Below are 18,388 nucleotides of genomic sequence, written 5' to 3'. Positions count from 1 at the left end.
ATTCTAACTCCTTAAATTAAGGAGTTAGAAAAATATGTGATTAATAGTTCTACACTATCATCTAATTCTGATATCTTTATGACTTTAGGTATAACTAGTTTATCCTTGTCTTTTTTACCTTGAATAGTTCTAATAGTGTATTTTATATTTTTATTTTTAAAGTGACTTTCTACATCATTTACATGAAGGCCTAAAAGGTTATAATATTTTTCCAATATTATACCTCCATTATATCTGCTTCTTTTGCCTTAGCTACTGCATCTATATCTTTGATGAATTTATCTGTAATCTTTTGAACTTCGTCTTGAGCCTTCTTTAATTCATCTTCACTTATTTCTCCGTCTTTTTCCATTTTCTTTAACTTATCGTTAGCATCTCTTCTTTCATTTCTTAATCTAACTTTAAATTCTTCAGCAACTTTATTAACTTGCTTAGCTAATTCTTTTCTTCTTTCTTCTGTTAAAGCTGGAACTGATAATCTTATAACATTACCATCATTAGTTGGGTTAAGTCCTAAATCAGAGTTTCTTATAGCTTTTTCTATTTCAGACATAGCAGTCTTATCCCATGGGCTTATCATTATAGTTCTAGGTTCTGGAACAGATACAGCACCTATTTGGTTAACTGGAGTTGGTGTTCCATAGTAATCAACTCTTATTTTATCTAACATCTGAGCACTAGCTCTTCCCGCTCTTATACTTGTGTAATCATATTTTAAAGCTTCTATAGTTTTAGCCATTTTATCTTGTAATTGCTTTTGTACTTCTTTCATTTTAATACCCTCCTATATTTAATATATATTTATATAATAACTGTTTTTCATATAATTAGACAAGCCCTATATATGCCTAAATTTGGTTAATTTATTTTACTGTTGTACCTATTTTTTCACCCATTACTGCCTTTATTATATTCTCTGTAGATAATTCAAATACCTTTATTGGAATTTGGTTATCCATACATAGAGATGTAGCAGTTGTATCCATAACTTTTAATTCTTTTTGTAGAACTTCCATATATGATAATTCTTCAAATTTAACTGCATCTGCATGCACTTTTGGATCTTTATCGTATACTGCATCTACATTTTTAGCAAGTAATATTACTTCAGCTTCCATTTCAGCAGCTCTAAGTGCTGCCGCTGTATCAGTTGAGAAGTATGGATTTCCAGTTCCTGCACCAAATATAACAACTCTTTCTTTTTCTAAGTGTCTTACAGCTCTTCTTCTTATATATGGTTCTGCTATTTGTCTCATTTCTATAGCAGTTTGTACCCTACTTGGTACTTCCATATTATCAAGTGCGTCTTGCATAGCCATAGAATTCATTACTGTAGCTAACATTCCTATGTAATCTGCAGTAGTTCTATCCATTCCTTCAGAAGTTCTTCCTCTCCAGAAGTTTCCTCCGCCTATAACTATCGCTACTTCAACGCCTTTTTCTTGTATCTCTTTTATTCCTAAAGCTATTTCATTAACAACCTCATTATTTATTCCAAATCCTTTTTCGCCTGCTAATGCTTCCCCACTTATTTTTAATAATACTCTTTTGTATGCTGGTTTACTCATTAGAAATCCTCCTACTTAATCTTTTTTCCTGATTTTTCAAAAAAAAGAGAACACTTAAGTGTTCTCTTTTAACAATTACTTAAGTTGCTTAGCAACTTCTTCTGCAAAGTTTTCTTCTTTCTTTTCTATACCTTCTCCAACTTCGAATCTAACAACTCTAACAACTTCTATTTCAGCTCCTACTTTTTTAGCAGTTTCTGCAACTAATTGCTTTATTGTTAAATCTCCATTTTTAACGAAAGGTTGTTCTAATAAGCAAACTTCTTTTAATTGCTTTTCTAATCTACCTTTTATCATTTTTTCAACTATGTTAGCTGGCTTTCCTTCGTTTAAAGCTTGTTGAGTTAATATTTCTGTTTCGTGAGCTATGTATTCAGCATCTACATCGTTTCTTGAAACGTACTTAGGATTCATAGCTGCAACTTGCATTGCTATATCTCTTCCCATAGCTATAACTTCTGTATCTCTTGCAGTAGTTGCCATTTCAACTAAGACACCTATTTTTCCACCACCATGTATGTATCCAGCAACTTGCCCTTCAGTAGTTAACTTAACGAATCTTCTTAAGTCTAACTTTTCTCCGATTTTAGCAGTTCTGTTGTTTAAAACTTCTTGTAAAGATATTCCTTCTGCATGAGTTTCAGCTAATAATCCAGCAACATCTTCATTAGATGTAGCTAAAGCCATTACAGCAGCATCTTTAACGAAAGTTTTGAAATCTTCGTTTTTAGCAACGAAATCTGTTTCTGAGTTTACTTCTACCATAGAAGCAACAGTATTGTCAGCGTTTAGTTCTATACAAACTAAACCTTCTGCAGCAACTCTATCAGCTTTTTTCGCAGCTTTAGATAAACCTTTTTCTCTTAATATATCTACGGCTCTTTCCATGTTTCCTTCAGCTTCTTGTAAAGCTTTTTTACAGTCCATCATTCCAGCGCCAGTACTTTCTCTTAACTCTTTAACCATTTGTGCAGTTATAGCCATTTTGGTATCCTCCTACATATTATTAATGGTAAGGGCTAGACCCTTACCATTTAGTTGTAATTTTTTGATTATGCTTGTTCTTCTTCAGATACTTCTTCTTCAGCACCTTGTCTTCCTTCTATTATAGCATTTGCCATAGCAGCAGTTATTAATTTAACAGCTCTTATAGCATCGTCATTTCCAGGTATAGCGTAATCTAATTCTTCTGGATCACAGTTAGTATCAACTATTCCGAATACTTGTATTCCTAATCTGTGAGCTTCTTGTATAGCTATGCTTTCTTTTCTTGGGTCAACTACGAACATAGCTCCTGGTAATTCAGGCATATCCTTCATACCGTTTAAGTATTTTTCTAATTTTTCTTTTTCAGCTCTTAATTTTATAACTTCTTTTTTAGGTAAAACGTTGAATACACCTTCGTTTTCCATTTTTTCTAATTCTCTTAATTTCTTTATTCTTGTTTGTATAGTATTGTGGTTTGTTAACATTCCACCTAACCATCTTTCGTTTACGTAGAACATTCCACATCTTTCAGCTTCGTCTTTTATAGCATCTTGAGCTTGCTTCTTAGTTCCTACGAATAAAACTGGCTTTCCAGTTTCAGCTACTTCTTTCATAGCCTTGTAAGCTTCTTCAGCTTTCTTTACAGTTTTTTGTAAGTCTATGATGTATATTCCGTTTCTTTCTGTGAAGATGTATTTAGCCATTTTAGGGTTCCATCTTCTAGTTTGATGTCCAAAGTGAACACCAGCTTCTAATAATTGTTTCATTGATATTACTGACATGTTGCTACCTCCTTGGTTTTATACCTCCGACATGATCATCTCCCAAAAAAACCATTTTAGGCACCTTTTCAGGATCCCATTGTCGTGTGTGATTATTTAATTTTTTCACCTCTAGTAGTATATCATAGAGATTTATAAATTACAATATTTTTTATTTCTTTTATTTTTTACTCTTTTTATCTAAATTATATACATTTTTCTTTTTATCTAATCAGCAAATATCATTTTAATTTTTGTTTTGAAAGATGCGTGGTCTACATCGTTTTCACTTACTATATTTACACTACCTAAAATTTCTCCATCATCAGTATAATATTTTATTACTCCAAGGACGTCTCCTTTTTTAACAGGATAACTTACTTCCTTAAATGTAACCTGACAATTTAAATTTTCTTCGTTACCTATAATAGTATAAAGTTCGTTGTCTGCTTTTAATGATACTTCTAATTCTTGTAAGCCTTTTATATATTTCTTACCTATTAATTGATTTTTTTCAACTACTTTTTTAGTATTAAAGTTGTCTCTTCCATAGTTTAACATAGCAAGCGATGCTGATAATCTTTTATCTTTGTGATTTGCACCAAGGCTTACACCAATTAATCTTCTTTCTTTTTCATTTTTATCAGTTTCATTTACTTTCATTGAAAAAGATAAACAATATCCTGCATTTCCTGTATATCCAGTTTTAATACCATCTACTTCTGGTAATATTCTAAGTAGTGCATTTGTATTATTTTTTACAAATCCTCTTTCAGGATATGAATAAGTGGCCATATCAGTTATAGCCGTTACTTCTTTTTCATAATTATCAAACATGTACTTTCCAAGAGTAGCTATATCTCTTGCAGTTGATATATTTTCTTTAGGTGGCTTTTTAGGATCACTTAAATCATATATAGGAAGACCGTTACAGTTTACAAAGTGTGTATTTGTCATTCCTATTTCACTTGCTTTTTTATTCATTCTTTCTACAAATGCTTTGTCATCCTTACCTACGTGCTTCGCTATTGCCACTGCTGCGTCATTTCCAGATACTATCATAAGCCCTTTCATAAGTTCATATAATGGTACTTTTTCTCCTACCTTTAAATGATAGCTTGATCCTCTAACTTTAGCAATTGATGCATCTACTGTTATTATATCTGTCTTTTTAACTTCATTATTTTCTATAGCTTCTATTGCTAGTAAAAATGTCATCATTTTACTTAAGCTAGCTAAAGGTAGTTTTGCATCTGGATTTTTTTCATATAAAACTCTACTTGTATCTTGGTCAATAAGTATTGATGATTTTGAGTACTTATCAATGTTTTTATCTTTAGCATATATTAATGTAGGGCTTGTACATGCTAAGATTATGAAAAGTATCAATAGTTGTTGAATTTTCTTTTTCACAGTTGTCACCTTCTTGAATTAATAAGTATATATTAGTTTTTTCCTTTTTAGGTTGATAATATATGTGTAATAATTTACTAACTTACCTTATCATTCTTTTTATCACCACAGATGCCCATGTTGCACCAATTGTTACTCCAAAAAAAACTTCAATGCTAACTAGTATTTTTCCCAATACACTACTTACAATCATATCACCATATCCAACAGTACTAAATGTAACCATGCTAAAATACCATAAATCTACGTATATTTTTATAATTTCAAAAAAGCTATATTGATTTAGATTAGATATATTTATTGCAACTACATTACTATTTATACTTTCTATCCCTGTAAACATATATAAAAATGCAAATATGCTTATTATAAAAAAAGCTATTATAAATATATTCCACGGTCTCTCTCCATAGCCTATAGTATATCTTGATAAAATATCAAAGAACTTTTCAGACATATAGTGTCTATAGCTTGGATAATCCGATGCCTTCATAGTTTTTGATCCATAAGCTCTTTCTTTATAATAATAATGACCTATTCTTTCATGATCACCTATTTTATGTGCTTGATTTCTAGCTATTTTATAATTAATCTTACCATTTAAATAGAATTCTTTTTTATAGTCAATATTTTTAAGTATAAATTTTGTACATCCATTAAATCTTATCCCATCCATTCTCGAAAGATTTTTAGCTTTATTTATAGTAAGATTTTGCCCTCTGAATTTAACCTTTTCAAATATTTTTTTCATTTATATACTTTTTATTAAATACAACCTTATAAAAAACGCAGTTCTTATTAAATATAGCTTCTTCAAAATATACTTTTTCTTCAAAATATATATTTTCAAAATATACATTCCCATTAAACTCGTAATTGCTAAAAATAGCTTCTTTTAAAAATTTAATTTCTATAAATTTTAGTTCATCATATTCATAATCTATTATTTCATTTATATTAAACTTATCTTCAAATACGAATCCTCTAAAATTGCTTATTTTATCTTTTTTAATTTTATCTATAAAAGCTTTTTTTTCTTCATTATTTTTATTATGTTTATGGAATATGCAATAACCACTTTCATCCGCTTTATTTTCACAGCATATATTTTCACATGTATCTGATTTCCATTTACAAGTCATTACGTCCTCCAAATTTACAATGCTATAACTTTTATTTATAGTTTTAATATTATTTTTATTTCTATTCTTATATTTTTAAAAGTTTTTTTACATTATTTACCATGTTGAAGTTTCATCATAGGTTTCATGATATTTGTTATAATAATATTTAATAAATAAAACTACAAAGGATAATCATAATGAAAAATAAGTTTATAAAAATTATTACGTTCATATTTTTAGCTAGTAATATATTTCTTTATCCTATAAAAATAAATGCTCAAGATAAAAGTATATTATTTATTAGTTCATATTCTCCCGGTTTTACTAGCTTTAACGACCAAGTAAAAGCTTTGACCGATGAACTTAATCCTAAATATGATTTACAAATTGAATATATGGATGGTAAAAAATTTAAATCTGAACAGAGTGAAGAAACATTTTATAATTTACTGAAGTTTAAGATTAAAAATTATAAAAAATTTGATGCAATAATTTTAGGTGACGATATGGCCTTAAATTTTGGTTTGAAATATAAAAATTCTTTATTTTATGATATACCAATTGTTTTCTTTGGTGTAAGTGAAGAAGATAATATAAAAAAAGCTAAAGAATTAAATATTAATGGTGGTGTTATTGAACACCCTTCTATATCTGAGAATTTAAGTTTAATAAATAGGCTTTATCCTAAAAACAGTAAAGAAAAAAGAAACTTAGTTTTAATTACAGGAAATTCAAAAAAGTATAAAAAGGAAATAGATGAGTTTTATAGTTTCAAAGATTCATATAAACAGTTTAATTTTAAATATTTACCGATGCCATCAGAGGTTAATAATTACTTTTTAAATGATTTATCAAAATTAGACCCTAATAAGGATATTGTATTTTTTTTATATCCTTATCGTGATGGAGCTGGAAAATCTATAAGTGTTAAAGAATCTATTAATATAATCAACGAAAATATTAAAACTCCTATTTTTACGAATTTAAGTTATGATATTTACGAAAATATGATAGGCGGTAAGGTTATTAACCATTATGAACAGGGTAAAGAAGCCGCTAAATTAATTAATGATATTTTAAATAATAAAATATCATCACCAAAATTTATAAATAATGATGAAGCTAATATATGGATGTTTAATTACAATAATTTAAAGGAAAATAATATCTCCTTAAATTCGATTCCAAAAGAATCTATAATAATAAACAAACCAATTCCATTTTGGGTAAAGTATAAAGGTTTAATACTTCCTGTTAGCTTTACTATACTAGGATTTATATTAATAATTATAGCTCTTTTAATTAGATCTATGAGACATAAAAAATATCATGAAGAATTAAGGCGTGCAAAGCAGCTTGCTGAAGATGCAAACAATGCTAAAAGTAATTTTATATCAAATATAAGCCATGAACTTAGAACTCCGGTTGCCGTTATATCTTCCTCTAATCAACTTTTAAGGAAATTAAATTATAACGCTAATAGTAATATAGATAATACATTAGATATTATTGACCAAAACGCTAATAGGCTTATTAGGCTTATTAACAATATAATTGATATTGCAAAGATAGATTCTGGTTTTGGTGATTTAAATTTAAAAAATGTAGATGTAATAACTTTAATAGAAGATACTGTACTATCAGTTATACCTTATGCTATGTCTAAAGAGTTAGAAATAGTATTTGATACTAATGTTGAAGAACTAATAATGGCCGTTGACTCAGAAAAAATAGAAAGAATAGTTCTAAACTTGCTTTCTAATTCTATTAAATTTTCTAGAAATAATTCAAAAATACTGGCTAATATAGTTGTCAAGAATAAAGAACTTAAATTTATTGTTAAAGACTTTGGAATTGGAATAGATGAAAAAAATTTATCTAAAATATTTGATAAGTTTACTCAAATAGATGATAGTTTTACTAGATATAATGAAGGAAGCGGTATCGGTTTATCTATTGTAAAATCATTTGTAGATTTACATGATGGAACTATAACTGTGCATTCTAAGATAAATGAAGGAACTACATTTAAAGTAAGTATTCCTATTAAAATTATTAATACTGATGACACCGCATCTGGAGATACTCTTTCTAATGTTAATATAGAATTATCGGATATAATTAGATAGAGATTACAATCTCTATCTAATTATATTAGTATTAATTTAAATAATGTGATATTATTAATAGATTAAAATCTTATAATTTAATTAAATAAACACATATGAAAGGTAAAAGAAATGAATTTTAAGAACTTAGGAATTAATGAAGATATAGTAAATATTTTAAATAGAAATGGAATTAAGACTCCAACACCAGTACAAGAACAAAGTATTGAACTTATTAAAACTGGAAATGATGTTATTGCTCAAGCTCAAACTGGTACTGGTAAAACTTTAGCATTTTTACTTCCTATATTTGAAAATATTGATTTAAACAATAATAATATACAAGCTTTAATTATATCACCAACTAGAGAACTTGCTATCCAAATAACTGAGGAAGCTATGAAACTTAAAGAAGGTAAAGATGTAAATATTTTAGCTGCTTATGGTGGGAAAGATATAAGTTCACAGCTAAAAAAATTAAAAGGTAATCTCCATTTAATAATAGCTACTCCAGGAAGACTTATAGATCATATAATGAGAAAAACTATTGATCTTAGTAAATTAAAAACTTTAGTCCTTGATGAAGCTGATGAAATGCTTTTTATGGGCTTTAAAAATGATATAGAATCTATAATGAGCGTTATACCTAAAAAGCGTCAAATGTTATGTTTTTCTGCTACTATGGATTCACAGGTAAAAAAACTTGCTTATAGATATATGAAGGACCCTTCAGTAGTTACTGTAGCTAAAGCAGATGTTACTCTTGATAATATAGTTCAAGAAGTAGTTGAAACTACTGATAGACATAAGCAAGATGCATTATGTAGTGTGCTAAATGAAGATAATCCATTTATGGCTATAATATTCTGTAGAACAAAGGTAAGAGTTGATAAGTTAGAAGAAGGACTTCACCAAAGAGGATTTAATTGTGCTAAATTACACAGTGATATACAACAATCTAAACGTGAAAGAATAATGAAATCATTTAGAAACGCTGATATTCAATATTTAATAGCTACTGATGTTGCAGCGAGAGGTCTTGATGTTAGTGGTGTTAGTCATATTTATAACTATGATATACCTGAAAGTGTTGAATCTTATGTGCATCGTATAGGTAGATGTGGTAGAGCTGGAGAAAAAGGATACACTTGCTTATTTATAGATCCAAAGAATGAAAGGATGCTAGATGAAATTGAAAAAACTATAAAACTTAGTATCCCAAAAAGAACAATAAACATATAATTAGTATATAATCTCAATGTATCTCATATATACTATTTAAGCTTATTATAAAAACTTAAATAGAGTAAATTAAAGGGAGGAATATATATTTCCATGGACAGGATCTGGGATATTTTATTAATAATTGCTATGGGTATTTGCATGTTTTCATTTGATGTTTTTATAAAATCAAATCAGTTAGTATTTGTAATATTATCATCTTTCGGAATACTTTTAAGCTCATTTATGCTTATAGTAAATAATAAAAAATACCTTACTAAATCTAAAGAATAATATAAGGAGGGAGTAATCCCTCCTTATATTTGTTTATATAATTTAATCTATTTAAGTACCTGTATTTCTATACTTCTTCTTCCCCAGTTATAACACTCTTTTCTTGTATTCATAAATATATCTATTTTATTACCTTTTATAGCTCCACCGGTATTATTCGCTACAAATACTTGGTCAAAATAAGGAATATAAACCTTTGTACCATAAGGTATTATTCTAGGGTCAACTGCAATAGTTCCCCACACAGGTTTTTGACCTGTTGAAGTTGTACTGTATCCTGTGTAAGCTGTTGCTACTACGTTCATATTATATTTATCTTGATTTGATGTTGATGTATTACTTGTATTTGTATTAGTAGCATTTGAGTTTGATCCTATTTTTATATATTGACCACTTGACCATCCTTCTTCATTATTTGATAGTCTTACTTTGTGCCAACCATTACTACTACTTAGTATTGTTACCGAATTGTTTCTAGATAAAGACCCTATTATTTTATATTTAGTCGATGGACCACTTCTTACATTAAGCTTTGACGTCGTTACCACACCTGTACTATCTGCATATGAGTCTACCGTATTAAAAGCGAATATGAATGAGCAAAGAAGCATACAAATAAATATTGTTTTCTTTATCATAAAATCCTCCTAATTATCTTTTTTTATACCAACATTATAATTTTCAGTTTTTGTTACTATTTTGTAATTTTTATATTTATAATAGTAGTCTAACTGTAACTAATTTGTAAACCTTTTTTCCAAAATATTTTAATATAATTTTTATCTTAATTTTTATACATTTTTTAAAGCATAAATAGAGTATAATTATTTATTATTAAAAATTTATTAATACGTGTAGTCTATTGTATAAAATGAAAATTTTGAGGTTCAAATAATAACAATTAAAATTCACTTCAATAAAATTCATACTAAAAAATTAAAGAAGCTCTCGCTCACGATTAATTTTAATCATTTTGCGACAGCTCCTTTCGTTTTATCGTCAATCCATGGTAAAACACCTTTATCAAAATTCTTTTTATTAATAAGATATCTGTTTTGATAGTATGGATCATTATCTTTATCTATTGGATAAGGGCTTAGTATATAAGCCTCCGTAAATCCTTCTTCTCTTATAATATCTATAATATCTTCTGAAGCTTCTCCAAAAGGATATGCTATACTATTTATCGGAATACCTAATTCTTTTTCCATAGTTTTTTTGCTCAGATTGATATCTTTTTTGAGTTCATCATATTTATCACTATGAAGAAACTCTGCTTTATCATCTTCAAGGTAATGCATATCATGTGTATGTGATCCAAATGAAGCCAATCCACTATCACGCATTTCTCGCAACTCATTCCAATTTGCCATCTTTAAATTATTAAAATTATCATTTCCCACTTGTCCTGAAATAACAAATAAAGTAAATGGAATTTGTTTTTCTTTTAATATTGGAAATGCCACATTAAATACTGTTTCATCTACATCATCAAATGATATCCATACACATTTATCTGGGTAATTACCAGTATCTCTAAATCTAACTAAATCTTGTGGAGTTGCAAAGTATGCTCCTGCATCTATAAGTTGCATCATCTGTTTTTCAAAGTCATCTTCATATACATTGTAAGTTGTAAGTTCCTGCGATTTAGTTGTATTCTCTACTATTTTATTCCACATAGTTTTAGGTCTAATACGATGATAATTTAGTGCTACACACATATTATCACCTTTAATTTCTCCAATTATATCTTTTTCATCTTCTGCAAATAATAAATTTAAAACTTTTAAAAAATAAGTAACATTACCAATATAATTAATAGTTTACTAATTATTTTTCTCCAGATATATCTCGCCTCCTTCTAATTCCTTAATTGGGTTTTTCTCAAATACAATAATTTCTTCACGTTGAAGTATTTCATAAGTTTCTAAATCAATTAAGTTTAAATTCAGCATTTCTTCATCTGATGTTGTACTTGGTGCACTTCTTCTATTTAACTTTCCAAATCTAATCTTATTGTATAACCTCCAGCAAAATAAAATAAAAAAAGAAATTATAAAGATTATTATCGACGTTTTTATGAATTTAATAATATCATAATTAGTAACTTTTAAAGCAGTTTTTACAACTCCAATAAAATGATTGTTCTCATCAAATAAAGCACTTATAAAAAAATAAAATATAACAAATGAATATACCCACATTAAAGATGTAAATACAGTACATACTATCTTTTTAATAAAACTTTGATGAGATTTTATAATAAAATCATCTTCACCTACTATAAACTTCTTCGATTCCCTCGGTCTGGAGAACTCCATGTAGCATACCCCCCTCTTATTCTTGAACTAATTGCCTTTGGAATTGCAGATACAACCACAAAAGTATTTAATACCCAATAAATTGCAGGATACCAAGAAGCCCATAAATAATATTTCTTTATATCATCATATCGTGAATCATTCCATAAAGAAATTATTAATTGAATATGACTTAACATTATTAATGCAAATGAATTAAATGTAGCCCATATAAATAACTCATTTATACTGTTAGCAGTAAATATTAAATATAAAGTAACAAGTATCCATGCAATTGCCCAAATTATACTTATAATTTGTTCTATATAAATAATCCAAATTCTTCTTTGTCTCCAATCCGTAAATATATCCCAGTGTCTAATAAGAACTTCTTGAGACCCTTGCGCCCAACGAACACGTTGCTTCCAAATGCCAGATATAGTTTCCGGAACAAGCATCCAACATAATGCACGTGGCTCATAGCGAATATCCCAAAATCTTTTTTGCAATTTCCAAGAAACGGCAATATCTTCTGTTATCATATCTCTATCCCATAATCCTACGTCCATTAAAGCTTTCTTACGAAAAGCCACAATAACACCTGACACTGTCATAACCTTACCTATTATTCTTTGAGTTCTTTTAATCGAACCTATTATAGACGAATATTCTACAATTTGCATTTTAGATAAAAGTGTATCACGATTACGAATTCTCGGGTTCCCTGTAACTGCACCTAAACGTTCTCCTTTTTTTAGGAAATGGTGTATTAAATAATATGGAGCCTCATCACTTAAAATAGCATCTGAGTCAATACAAATAAGATACTCTGATGTTGATGCATGAGCTGCCATATGAAGTGCATTTGCCTTCCCCCTATTCTCATGACAATTAATTACTCTAAGCATACTATATTCCTCTACTAACTCCATAAGGATCTCACCTGTACTATCATTACTTCCATCATTTACTGCAATTATTTCAAATTCTGGATATGAAAGCTGAGATAAGCAATCAACCGTCTCTTCTATCGTTTCTTCTTCATTATAACAAGGTACCAAAATGCTAATTTTAGGCCAATTATATTCAGTAAAATCATTTTCATAATTTCTTTCTCTAAATAAATAAAACATTAAAGCTCCTGCAATCCAAAATAAAGACATTAAAAACGGATACCAAAATACAAACATCCCTATATACTCTATTAATATATCAAATTCATTAAACCACCTCATATTTCACCTCCTATATAAATAAGTCTAGTAAATTTACTTTACAATCAACTAAAACACATTTAATTAGTTGTCATAAATATAGCTATTAATTTATATTATTTAATCTAATTCCAATAAGCTTATTTTCTCTTCAAATTTTCAAAATATAAAACCCAATTTAACCTATGAATTTATTAATTTTCGATATTTATTATAAAATAAAACATTTTCACACTTTAATTATATATTATTTTTATGTTTATCACAATAATTTCAATCTATGCCAAAATTACTTAACTTGTTGTGTTATCTAGTTTTTTTTAATTCACACAATCTCCTTGTAATTAAAAAATAACGACTGTCATTTTACAACAGTCGTTATTTTTTAATTACACTTTACTATTTATATAGAATTTAAATTCATTATTTAGTTATTAGTTTAAGCTCTACTGGAATATCCTTACTTATACCTTCTCCAGATAATAATTTATGAACTGCTTCAACTGCTGTTTCACCGATTAAGATTGGCTGCTGTGCTACTGTCGCTGCCATTTTACCTTTTTTAACTGCATCAACAGCATCCTCTGTTGCATCAAATCCAACTACTAATACATCTTTCATACCTGCACCTTCTAATGCTTTTTGAGCACCTAATGCCATTTCATCATTTTGTGCAAATACTGCAGATATATCTGATTTCGATTGTATAATATTTTCCATAACTGAAAGTCCTTTAGTTCTATCAAAGTCTGCGCTTTGTTTTGCTACTAAATTAAATTTACTTTCCTTAATACCATCTTCAAATCCCTTACCTCTATCTCTAGTTGCAGAAGATCCTGCTATACCTTCAAGTTCAACTATGTTGCCTTGTCCACCAAGTTTTTCTATTAAGAACTTAGCTGCCATATCTCCACCAGCCACGTTATCTGATGCTATATGAGATACTACTTCACCACCATTTGCTGCTCTATCTACTGTTACAACTGGTAAATCTGAATTATTTGCAATCATAACTGATGCTACTGCTGAATCTGAATCAACAGGATTTAAAAGTACTACATCTACGTTTTTAACGCTTATATCTTCCATGTTAGATACTTCTTTAGCTGGGTCATTTTGTGAATCAAGTACTACTACCTCATACCCTAACTCTTTAGCTTTTTTTATAACTCCATCTCTTAAATCTACGAAAAACGGATTATTTAATGTTGATACTATAAGTCCAATTTTTTTAGCCCCATTATCTACTTGCCTACACCCTACTAATGCAAAACAACTTAACACTAGTGCCATTATTATAGAAAGAAACTTTTTCATTTTCATTTCCTCCTAGTTATTTTTTCTGTCTAAAAGTACTGCTATTAATATAACTATACCTTTAACCATCATTTGATAATATGATGATACGTCTAATATGTTAAGTGCATTACTTAATACTCCGATTATTAATGCCCCTATTATAGTTCCACTTATTTTACCTTTACCACCAGCTAACTTTGTTCCTCCAAGAACTACTGCTGCTATTGCATCTAATTCATATCCTGTTCCTGCCGTTGGTTGTGCTGAATATAACCTTGACGTTATTATGATACCAGCTATTGAAGCAAGTATTCCACTTACAGTGTATACCCATATTTTTATTTTATCAGTATTAAGTCCTGATAACTTTGTTGCTTCTTCATTTGAACCTAATGCATAAGTGTATCTTCCCATTTTAGTACTTTTAAGGACATATGCACAAACTGCAAATACTACTAACATTATTATTGCTGGAGTTGGTATGCCAAATATCATACCTCCACCTATATTTCCAAATTTAATAGCTAAATCATTACTTCCTAAAGTTATTGGTTTACCATCTGTAAATACTAATGTTAAACCTCTTAAAATTGTCATTGTTGCTAATGTTGCTATGAAAGGTTGTAATTTTCCTTTTGCTATTACAAATCCATTTAAAAATCCAACGAAAGCTCCTACTAATATTGCTACTATTGTTGCTACTACTATACTTTGTCCTGAAGCAAGTAGACTTGCACATACCGCTCCACTTATTGCAAGAATTGATCCTACTGAAAGATCTATTCCTCCAGTTAATATAACAAATGTCATACCTGCTGCTATTATTGCATTTACGGAAGTTTGTCTAAGTATATTAAATATATTTTTACTGCTTAAAAATGATGGACTTAGTATTGATACTATTGTTATTAATAGTACTAGTCCTATTAAACTTTTATATTTCACTAAAACTTCTTTCATATCTACATTCTTTTTCTTTTGGTTTTCTACTTTAGCTGTCAATTTTATGCCTCCTTAGCTTCTACTGCACACTTTAATATTGATTCTTGAGTCGCTGTCTTTATATCAAACTCTCCTGTTACTACCCCTTGACTTAAAACCATTATTCTATCACTAAGTCCAAGTATTTCTGGCATTTCAGAGCTTATCATGATTACTGCTTTACCACTATCTTTAAATTCATTTATAAGATCATATATTTCTTTTTTAGCTCCAACATCTACCCCACGAGTAGGTTCATCAAGTATTAATACATCGGGATGAGTCATTAATGCTTTTGCTATTGCAATCTTTTGTTGATTCCCTCCACTTAAGTTTCTTATTAATTGATTTTCGCTTGGAGTTTTTATTCTCATTCTATCTATATAACTTTTTACTCTTTCAAGTTCTTTACTTTTATCTATTTTAAATAAAGATGATACTCTATCTAATGATGATATAGACATATTTTCTTTAACTGATAAATCAAGTATTAGTCCGTCTCCTTTTCTATCTTCAGAAACATATGCTATTCTATTTTTAAGTGCATCTTTAGCACTTTTATTATCTATTAATTTTCCATACTTATATATTTGACCACTAGTCTTTTTAAAGTGACCATATATAGTTTTAGCAAGTTCCGTTCTTCCTGCCCCCATTAAACCTGATATTCCTAAAATCTCTCCAGCTTTAACTTCAAAGCTTATATCGTTTATATATTCATTAGTAAGATTTTTAACTTCTAGTACTGTCTCTCCCATTTTTGTCGTTACTCTTGGGAATTGATCTGTAAGTTTTCTTCCTACCATCATCTCTATCATTTTATCTTCATCTAAATTTGATACTTCTTCATATCCAACGTACTTACCATCTCTAAGTACAGTTATAGCATCACATATTTCAAATATTTCTTTTAATCTATGAGATATATAAACTATTGCCTTACCTTCATTTTTAAGCTCGTTTATTACATTAAATAAGCTCTTCGTTTCTTTATCAGTAAGAGCATCTGTTGGCTCATCCATTATTATTATCTTTGCATCTAGTGATAATGCCTTTGCTATTTCTATCATTTGCATTTGTGCTATACTTAAGTTTTCTACTAATTCTTTTGAGCTTATTTCTACATTTAACTTTTTAAGTAATTTATCAGAATCAGCATGAAGCTTGTTAAAATCTATTCTAAATCCTTTTTTAGGTTCACGTCCTAAGAATATATTTTCACCTATGCTTAAATCTTTGACTAAGTTAAGCTCTTGATGTATTATAGCTATACCTTTTTCACCTGCATCTTTTGGTCCTTTTATATCAGTCTCTATTCCTTTATAGAATATTTGTCCACCATCTTTTTTGTAAACTCCACTTAATATTTTCATAAGTGTAGATTTACCTGCTCCATTTTCTCCCATAAGTGCCATTACACGACCTTCATATAACTCTAAATTTACACCATCTAAAGCTTTTACACCTGGGAACTCTTTAACTATATTGTTCATTTTCAGAATCGGTTTATTCATTTTATTACCTCTTAATGTTCATAATAATTTTGTCTAGAATACTACACCTGATTTTAATATTATATTTGCATACGGAGAACATTCTCCAGTTCTTACTACTGCCTTACTCTCTTTTGTCATATTTTTAAATTCTTCATGACTTACTTTAGTTATTTTTATATTTTCAAATCTTTTTAGTATTTCTTCGTATATAGCATTGTTTTTATCTTCTATTTCACTAGCTATTACTATTTCTTCAACGCATAGTTCTTCAAGTACTACATCTAATGTATCTAAAAATGATGGGAGCCCATGTGTTAATGCTAAATCTATTCTATTTACACTATCGGGTATTGGAAGCCCACAGTCTCCTATTGTTAAACTGTCAGTGTGTCCCATTTTTGATATTGTATATGATAATTCACTATTTATAAGTTTTGTTCTCTTCATATTCCTACCCCCTAAAGTTTAATACATCATTAAGTGTTGGAAGTGAACTTTGAGCTCCTTCTTTCATAACACTAAGTGCTCCAACTTTTGATGCAAAATCCATTGCTTCTTCAACATTTTTACCATTTGCAAATGCTACTGACAACGCTCCTGTGTAACTATCTCCTGCTGCAGTTGTATCTACTGCTTCTACTTTGTATGCATTTTTAAATATTGATTTTTCTTTGTTTATATATAAGCTTCCTTTTGAACCTAGTGTTACTATAAGTTCTTTAACACCTTTTTCAATCATTACCTTAGCAGCTTTTAATATATCATCTTCTGAGTTTATTTCTATACCACTTATTATTTCGAGTTCAGTTTCATTAGGAGTTAATAAATCAACATTTTCTATTAATTCATCTTCTAATTTAACAGCAGGTGCTGGATTAAGTATTGTATACTTATTAAGTTCTTTTGCTTTTTTTAGTGCATACTTTATAGTTTCAAGTGGTGTTTCAAGTTGAGTAACCACTATATCACTATTTTTAATAGCATCTAAATTTTCATCTATATAAGACTCATCTACCATATAGTTAGATCCCGGAGCCACCACTATAGAGTTCTCTGCATTTTTATCTACCGTTATAAGAGCTACACCAGTAGGTCCTTTTTCTATATTTATGTATCTTGTATCTACATTATCGTTTTTAAGTGCATTTATCATTGTTTGACCGAAACTATCATCTCCAACTTTTCCTATCATAGATACGTTAGCTCCTAATCTTGCCATAGCAACTGCTTGGTTAGCACCTTTTCCGCCAGGCACTTCCTTGAAGTTACTTCCTATTAATGTTTGTCCACCTTTAGGCATAGTATCTACTTTAACTACTAAATCCATATTAAGGCTACCTATTACACATATTTTTTTCATGTCTACCTCCTAACAAATACACTATCTATATTATTTTTTAAAATATTTTTATCGTTATTATTTAATTACTTTATATAGAGTATCATATTAATTTATTTAGTGCAACATATTAATTGTTTTTTATTTATATTAATTAATATTTAGACAATTTAAAACACCTATTGTTATTTTTTTACCATAAAATAGGTGTTTTTAGATATAATTATTCATCTTTTATAATTTATGTTACACTCATATATTTTTAATATATTTTAAGCTT

General features: G+C 28.7%; 20 protein-coding genes. 3 read left to right on the top strand and 17 right to left on the bottom strand.

Features of this window, described 5'->3' with window-relative positions:
• Positions 1–11: 11 nt before the first annotated feature.
• The 8 genes from BN899_RS05595 to BN899_RS19625 all read right to left on the bottom strand — a co-directional run bounded on the left by BN899_RS05595 (position 12) and on the right by BN899_RS19625 (position 5,871).
• Entirely contained in the window at positions 12–215 is a 204-nt protein-coding gene (locus tag BN899_RS05595) for a hypothetical protein (protein WP_042273565.1), read from the bottom strand.
• 2 nt (positions 216–217) lie between these two features.
• A complete protein-coding gene (gene frr / locus BN899_RS05590; protein ID WP_042273564.1) occupies positions 218–772 on the bottom strand; it encodes a ribosome recycling factor in 555 nt (184 codons plus the stop codon).
• 91 nt (positions 773–863) lie between these two features.
• Positions 864–1,568, bottom strand: coding sequence for a UMP kinase (gene pyrH / locus BN899_RS05585; protein ID WP_042273561.1), 705 nt, complete (start codon positions 1,566–1,568; stop codon positions 864–866).
• A 75-nt stretch (positions 1,569–1,643) separates the two neighbouring features.
• Positions 1,644–2,552, bottom strand: a complete 909-nt coding sequence (gene tsf / locus BN899_RS05580; protein WP_042273560.1) for a translation elongation factor Ts — start codon at positions 2,550–2,552, stop codon at positions 1,644–1,646.
• Between the two features lie 68 nt (positions 2,553–2,620).
• Positions 2,621–3,337, bottom strand: coding sequence for a 30S ribosomal protein S2 (gene rpsB, locus BN899_RS05575; protein WP_042273559.1), 717 nt, complete (start codon positions 3,335–3,337; stop codon positions 2,621–2,623).
• 207 nt (positions 3,338–3,544) lie between these two features.
• Positions 3,545–4,717 (bottom strand): D-alanyl-D-alanine carboxypeptidase family protein, encoded by a 1,173-nt coding sequence (locus BN899_RS05570; protein ID WP_370659291.1) that lies wholly within the window; start codon positions 4,715–4,717, stop codon positions 3,545–3,547.
• A 94-nt stretch (positions 4,718–4,811) separates the two neighbouring features.
• Entirely contained in the window at positions 4,812–5,480 is a 669-nt protein-coding gene (locus BN899_RS19630; RefSeq protein WP_242824094.1) for a potassium channel family protein, read from the bottom strand.
• Positions 5,464–5,871, bottom strand: coding sequence for a hypothetical protein (locus tag BN899_RS19625; RefSeq protein ID WP_242824093.1), 408 nt, complete (start codon positions 5,869–5,871; stop codon positions 5,464–5,466). The genes BN899_RS19630 and BN899_RS19625 overlap by 17 nt, the downstream gene beginning before the upstream one ends.
• 179 nt (positions 5,872–6,050) lie before the next feature.
• On the opposite strand from BN899_RS19625, the gene BN899_RS05560 reads away from it, so the two are divergent.
• The 3 genes from BN899_RS05560 to BN899_RS05550 all read left to right on the top strand — a co-directional run bounded on the left by BN899_RS05560 (position 6,051) and on the right by BN899_RS05550 (position 9,476).
• Positions 6,051–7,982: a sensor histidine kinase gene (locus BN899_RS05560; RefSeq protein ID WP_052356647.1), complete on the top strand. Its 1,932-nt coding sequence runs from the start codon at positions 6,051–6,053 to the stop codon at positions 7,980–7,982.
• Positions 7,983–8,093: 111 nt separating this feature from the next.
• Entirely contained in the window at positions 8,094–9,203 is a 1,110-nt protein-coding gene (locus BN899_RS05555) for a DEAD/DEAH box helicase (RefSeq protein WP_042273555.1), read from the top strand.
• Between the two features lie 93 nt (positions 9,204–9,296).
• Complete coding sequence (locus BN899_RS05550) at positions 9,297–9,476, top strand: hypothetical protein (protein WP_042273553.1); 180 nt, start codon at positions 9,297–9,299, stop codon at positions 9,474–9,476.
• A gap of 47 nt (positions 9,477–9,523) precedes the next feature.
• Here the strand turns inward: BN899_RS05550 and BN899_RS05545 are convergent, their stop codons facing one another.
• The 9 genes from BN899_RS05545 to rbsK form a co-directional block, all read right to left on the bottom strand.
• On the bottom strand, positions 9,524–10,114 hold the full coding sequence (locus tag BN899_RS05545) for a 3D domain-containing protein (RefSeq protein ID WP_042273552.1): 591 nt from the start codon (positions 10,112–10,114) through the stop codon (positions 9,524–9,526).
• Between the two features lie 330 nt (positions 10,115–10,444).
• Positions 10,445–11,158, bottom strand: coding sequence for a polysaccharide deacetylase family protein (locus BN899_RS05540; RefSeq protein WP_161628737.1), 714 nt, complete (start codon positions 11,156–11,158; stop codon positions 10,445–10,447).
• A 147-nt stretch (positions 11,159–11,305) separates the two neighbouring features.
• Positions 11,306–11,800 carry a poly-beta-1,6-N-acetyl-D-glucosamine biosynthesis protein PgaD gene (pgaD, locus tag BN899_RS05535; RefSeq protein ID WP_042273551.1) on the bottom strand — a complete coding sequence of 165 codons (495 nt, stop codon included), beginning with the start codon at positions 11,798–11,800 and terminating at the stop codon, positions 11,306–11,308.
• A complete protein-coding gene (pgaC, locus tag BN899_RS05530; protein ID WP_042273550.1) occupies positions 11,761–13,014 on the bottom strand; it encodes a poly-beta-1,6-N-acetyl-D-glucosamine synthase in 1,254 nt (417 codons plus the stop codon). The genes pgaD and pgaC overlap by 40 nt, the downstream gene beginning before the upstream one ends.
• 402 nt (positions 13,015–13,416) lie before the next feature.
• On the bottom strand, positions 13,417–14,310 hold the full coding sequence (gene rbsB, locus BN899_RS05525) for a ribose ABC transporter substrate-binding protein RbsB (RefSeq protein ID WP_042273549.1): 894 nt from the start codon (positions 14,308–14,310) through the stop codon (positions 13,417–13,419).
• Positions 14,311–14,322: 12 nt separating this feature from the next.
• A complete protein-coding gene (gene rbsC / locus BN899_RS05520) occupies positions 14,323–15,294 on the bottom strand; it encodes a ribose ABC transporter permease (RefSeq protein WP_081712175.1) in 972 nt (323 codons plus the stop codon).
• A gap of 2 nt (positions 15,295–15,296) precedes the next feature.
• The gene (gene rbsA, locus BN899_RS05515) at positions 15,297–16,787 is read right to left on the bottom strand and encodes a ribose ABC transporter ATP-binding protein RbsA (protein ID WP_042273548.1); all 1,491 of its coding nucleotides are present in this window, start codon (positions 16,785–16,787) and stop codon (positions 15,297–15,299) included.
• A gap of 33 nt (positions 16,788–16,820) precedes the next feature.
• On the bottom strand, positions 16,821–17,216 hold the full coding sequence (gene rbsD / locus BN899_RS05510; RefSeq protein ID WP_042273547.1) for a D-ribose pyranase: 396 nt from the start codon (positions 17,214–17,216) through the stop codon (positions 16,821–16,823).
• Between the two features lie 4 nt (positions 17,217–17,220).
• A complete protein-coding gene (gene rbsK, locus BN899_RS05505) occupies positions 17,221–18,129 on the bottom strand; it encodes a ribokinase (RefSeq protein ID WP_042273546.1) in 909 nt (302 codons plus the stop codon).
• Positions 18,130–18,388: the final 259 nt, after the last annotated feature.

The organism is Faecalimicrobium dakarense (genome assembly GCF_000499525.1).
Taxonomy (GTDB): domain Bacteria; phylum Bacillota; class Clostridia; order Peptostreptococcales; family Peptostreptococcaceae; genus Faecalimicrobium; species Faecalimicrobium dakarense.
This window is presented reverse-complemented; position numbering and strand designations above follow the sequence as displayed.

Bases quoted from the DNA above. Each gene is read 5' to 3' on its own strand.
- rbsD (WP_042273547.1), bottom strand. From the start codon at position 17,216: ATGAAGAGAACAAAACTTATAAATAGTGAATTATCATATACAATATCA.
- BN899_RS05540 (WP_161628737.1), bottom strand. From the start codon at position 11,158: ATGTGGAATAAAATAGTAGAGAATACAACTAAATCGCAGGAACTTACA.
- BN899_RS19625 (WP_242824093.1), bottom strand. From the start codon at position 5,871: ATGACTTGTAAATGGAAATCAGATACATGTGAAAATATATGCTGTGAA.
- pgaD (WP_042273551.1), bottom strand. From the start codon at position 11,800: ATGGAGTTCTCCAGACCGAGGGAATCGAAGAAGTTTATAGTAGGTGAA.
- frr (WP_042273564.1), bottom strand. From the start codon at position 772: ATGAAAGAAGTACAAAAGCAATTACAAGATAAAATGGCTAAAACTATA.
- BN899_RS05550 (WP_042273553.1), top strand. From the start codon at position 9,297: ATGGACAGGATCTGGGATATTTTATTAATAATTGCTATGGGTATTTGC.
- rbsA (WP_042273548.1), bottom strand. From the start codon at position 16,787: ATGAATAAACCGATTCTGAAAATGAACAATATAGTTAAAGAGTTCCCA.
- BN899_RS05560 (WP_052356647.1), top strand. From the start codon at position 6,051: ATGAAAAATAAGTTTATAAAAATTATTACGTTCATATTTTTAGCTAGT.
- BN899_RS05545 (WP_042273552.1), bottom strand. From the start codon at position 10,114: ATGATAAAGAAAACAATATTTATTTGTATGCTTCTTTGCTCATTCATA.
- rbsK (WP_042273546.1), bottom strand. From the start codon at position 18,129: ATGAAAAAAATATGTGTAATAGGTAGCCTTAATATGGATTTAGTAGTT.
- rpsB (WP_042273559.1), bottom strand. From the start codon at position 3,337: ATGTCAGTAATATCAATGAAACAATTATTAGAAGCTGGTGTTCACTTT.
- BN899_RS05555 (WP_042273555.1), top strand. From the start codon at position 8,094: ATGAATTTTAAGAACTTAGGAATTAATGAAGATATAGTAAATATTTTA.
- pyrH (WP_042273561.1), bottom strand. From the start codon at position 1,568: ATGAGTAAACCAGCATACAAAAGAGTATTATTAAAAATAAGTGGGGAA.
- BN899_RS19630 (WP_242824094.1), bottom strand. From the start codon at position 5,480: ATGAAAAAAATATTTGAAAAGGTTAAATTCAGAGGGCAAAATCTTACT.
- pgaC (WP_042273550.1), bottom strand. From the start codon at position 13,014: ATGAGGTGGTTTAATGAATTTGATATATTAATAGAGTATATAGGGATG.
- rbsB (WP_042273549.1), bottom strand. From the start codon at position 14,310: ATGAAAAAGTTTCTTTCTATAATAATGGCACTAGTGTTAAGTTGTTTT.
- tsf (WP_042273560.1), bottom strand. From the start codon at position 2,552: ATGGCTATAACTGCACAAATGGTTAAAGAGTTAAGAGAAAGTACTGGC.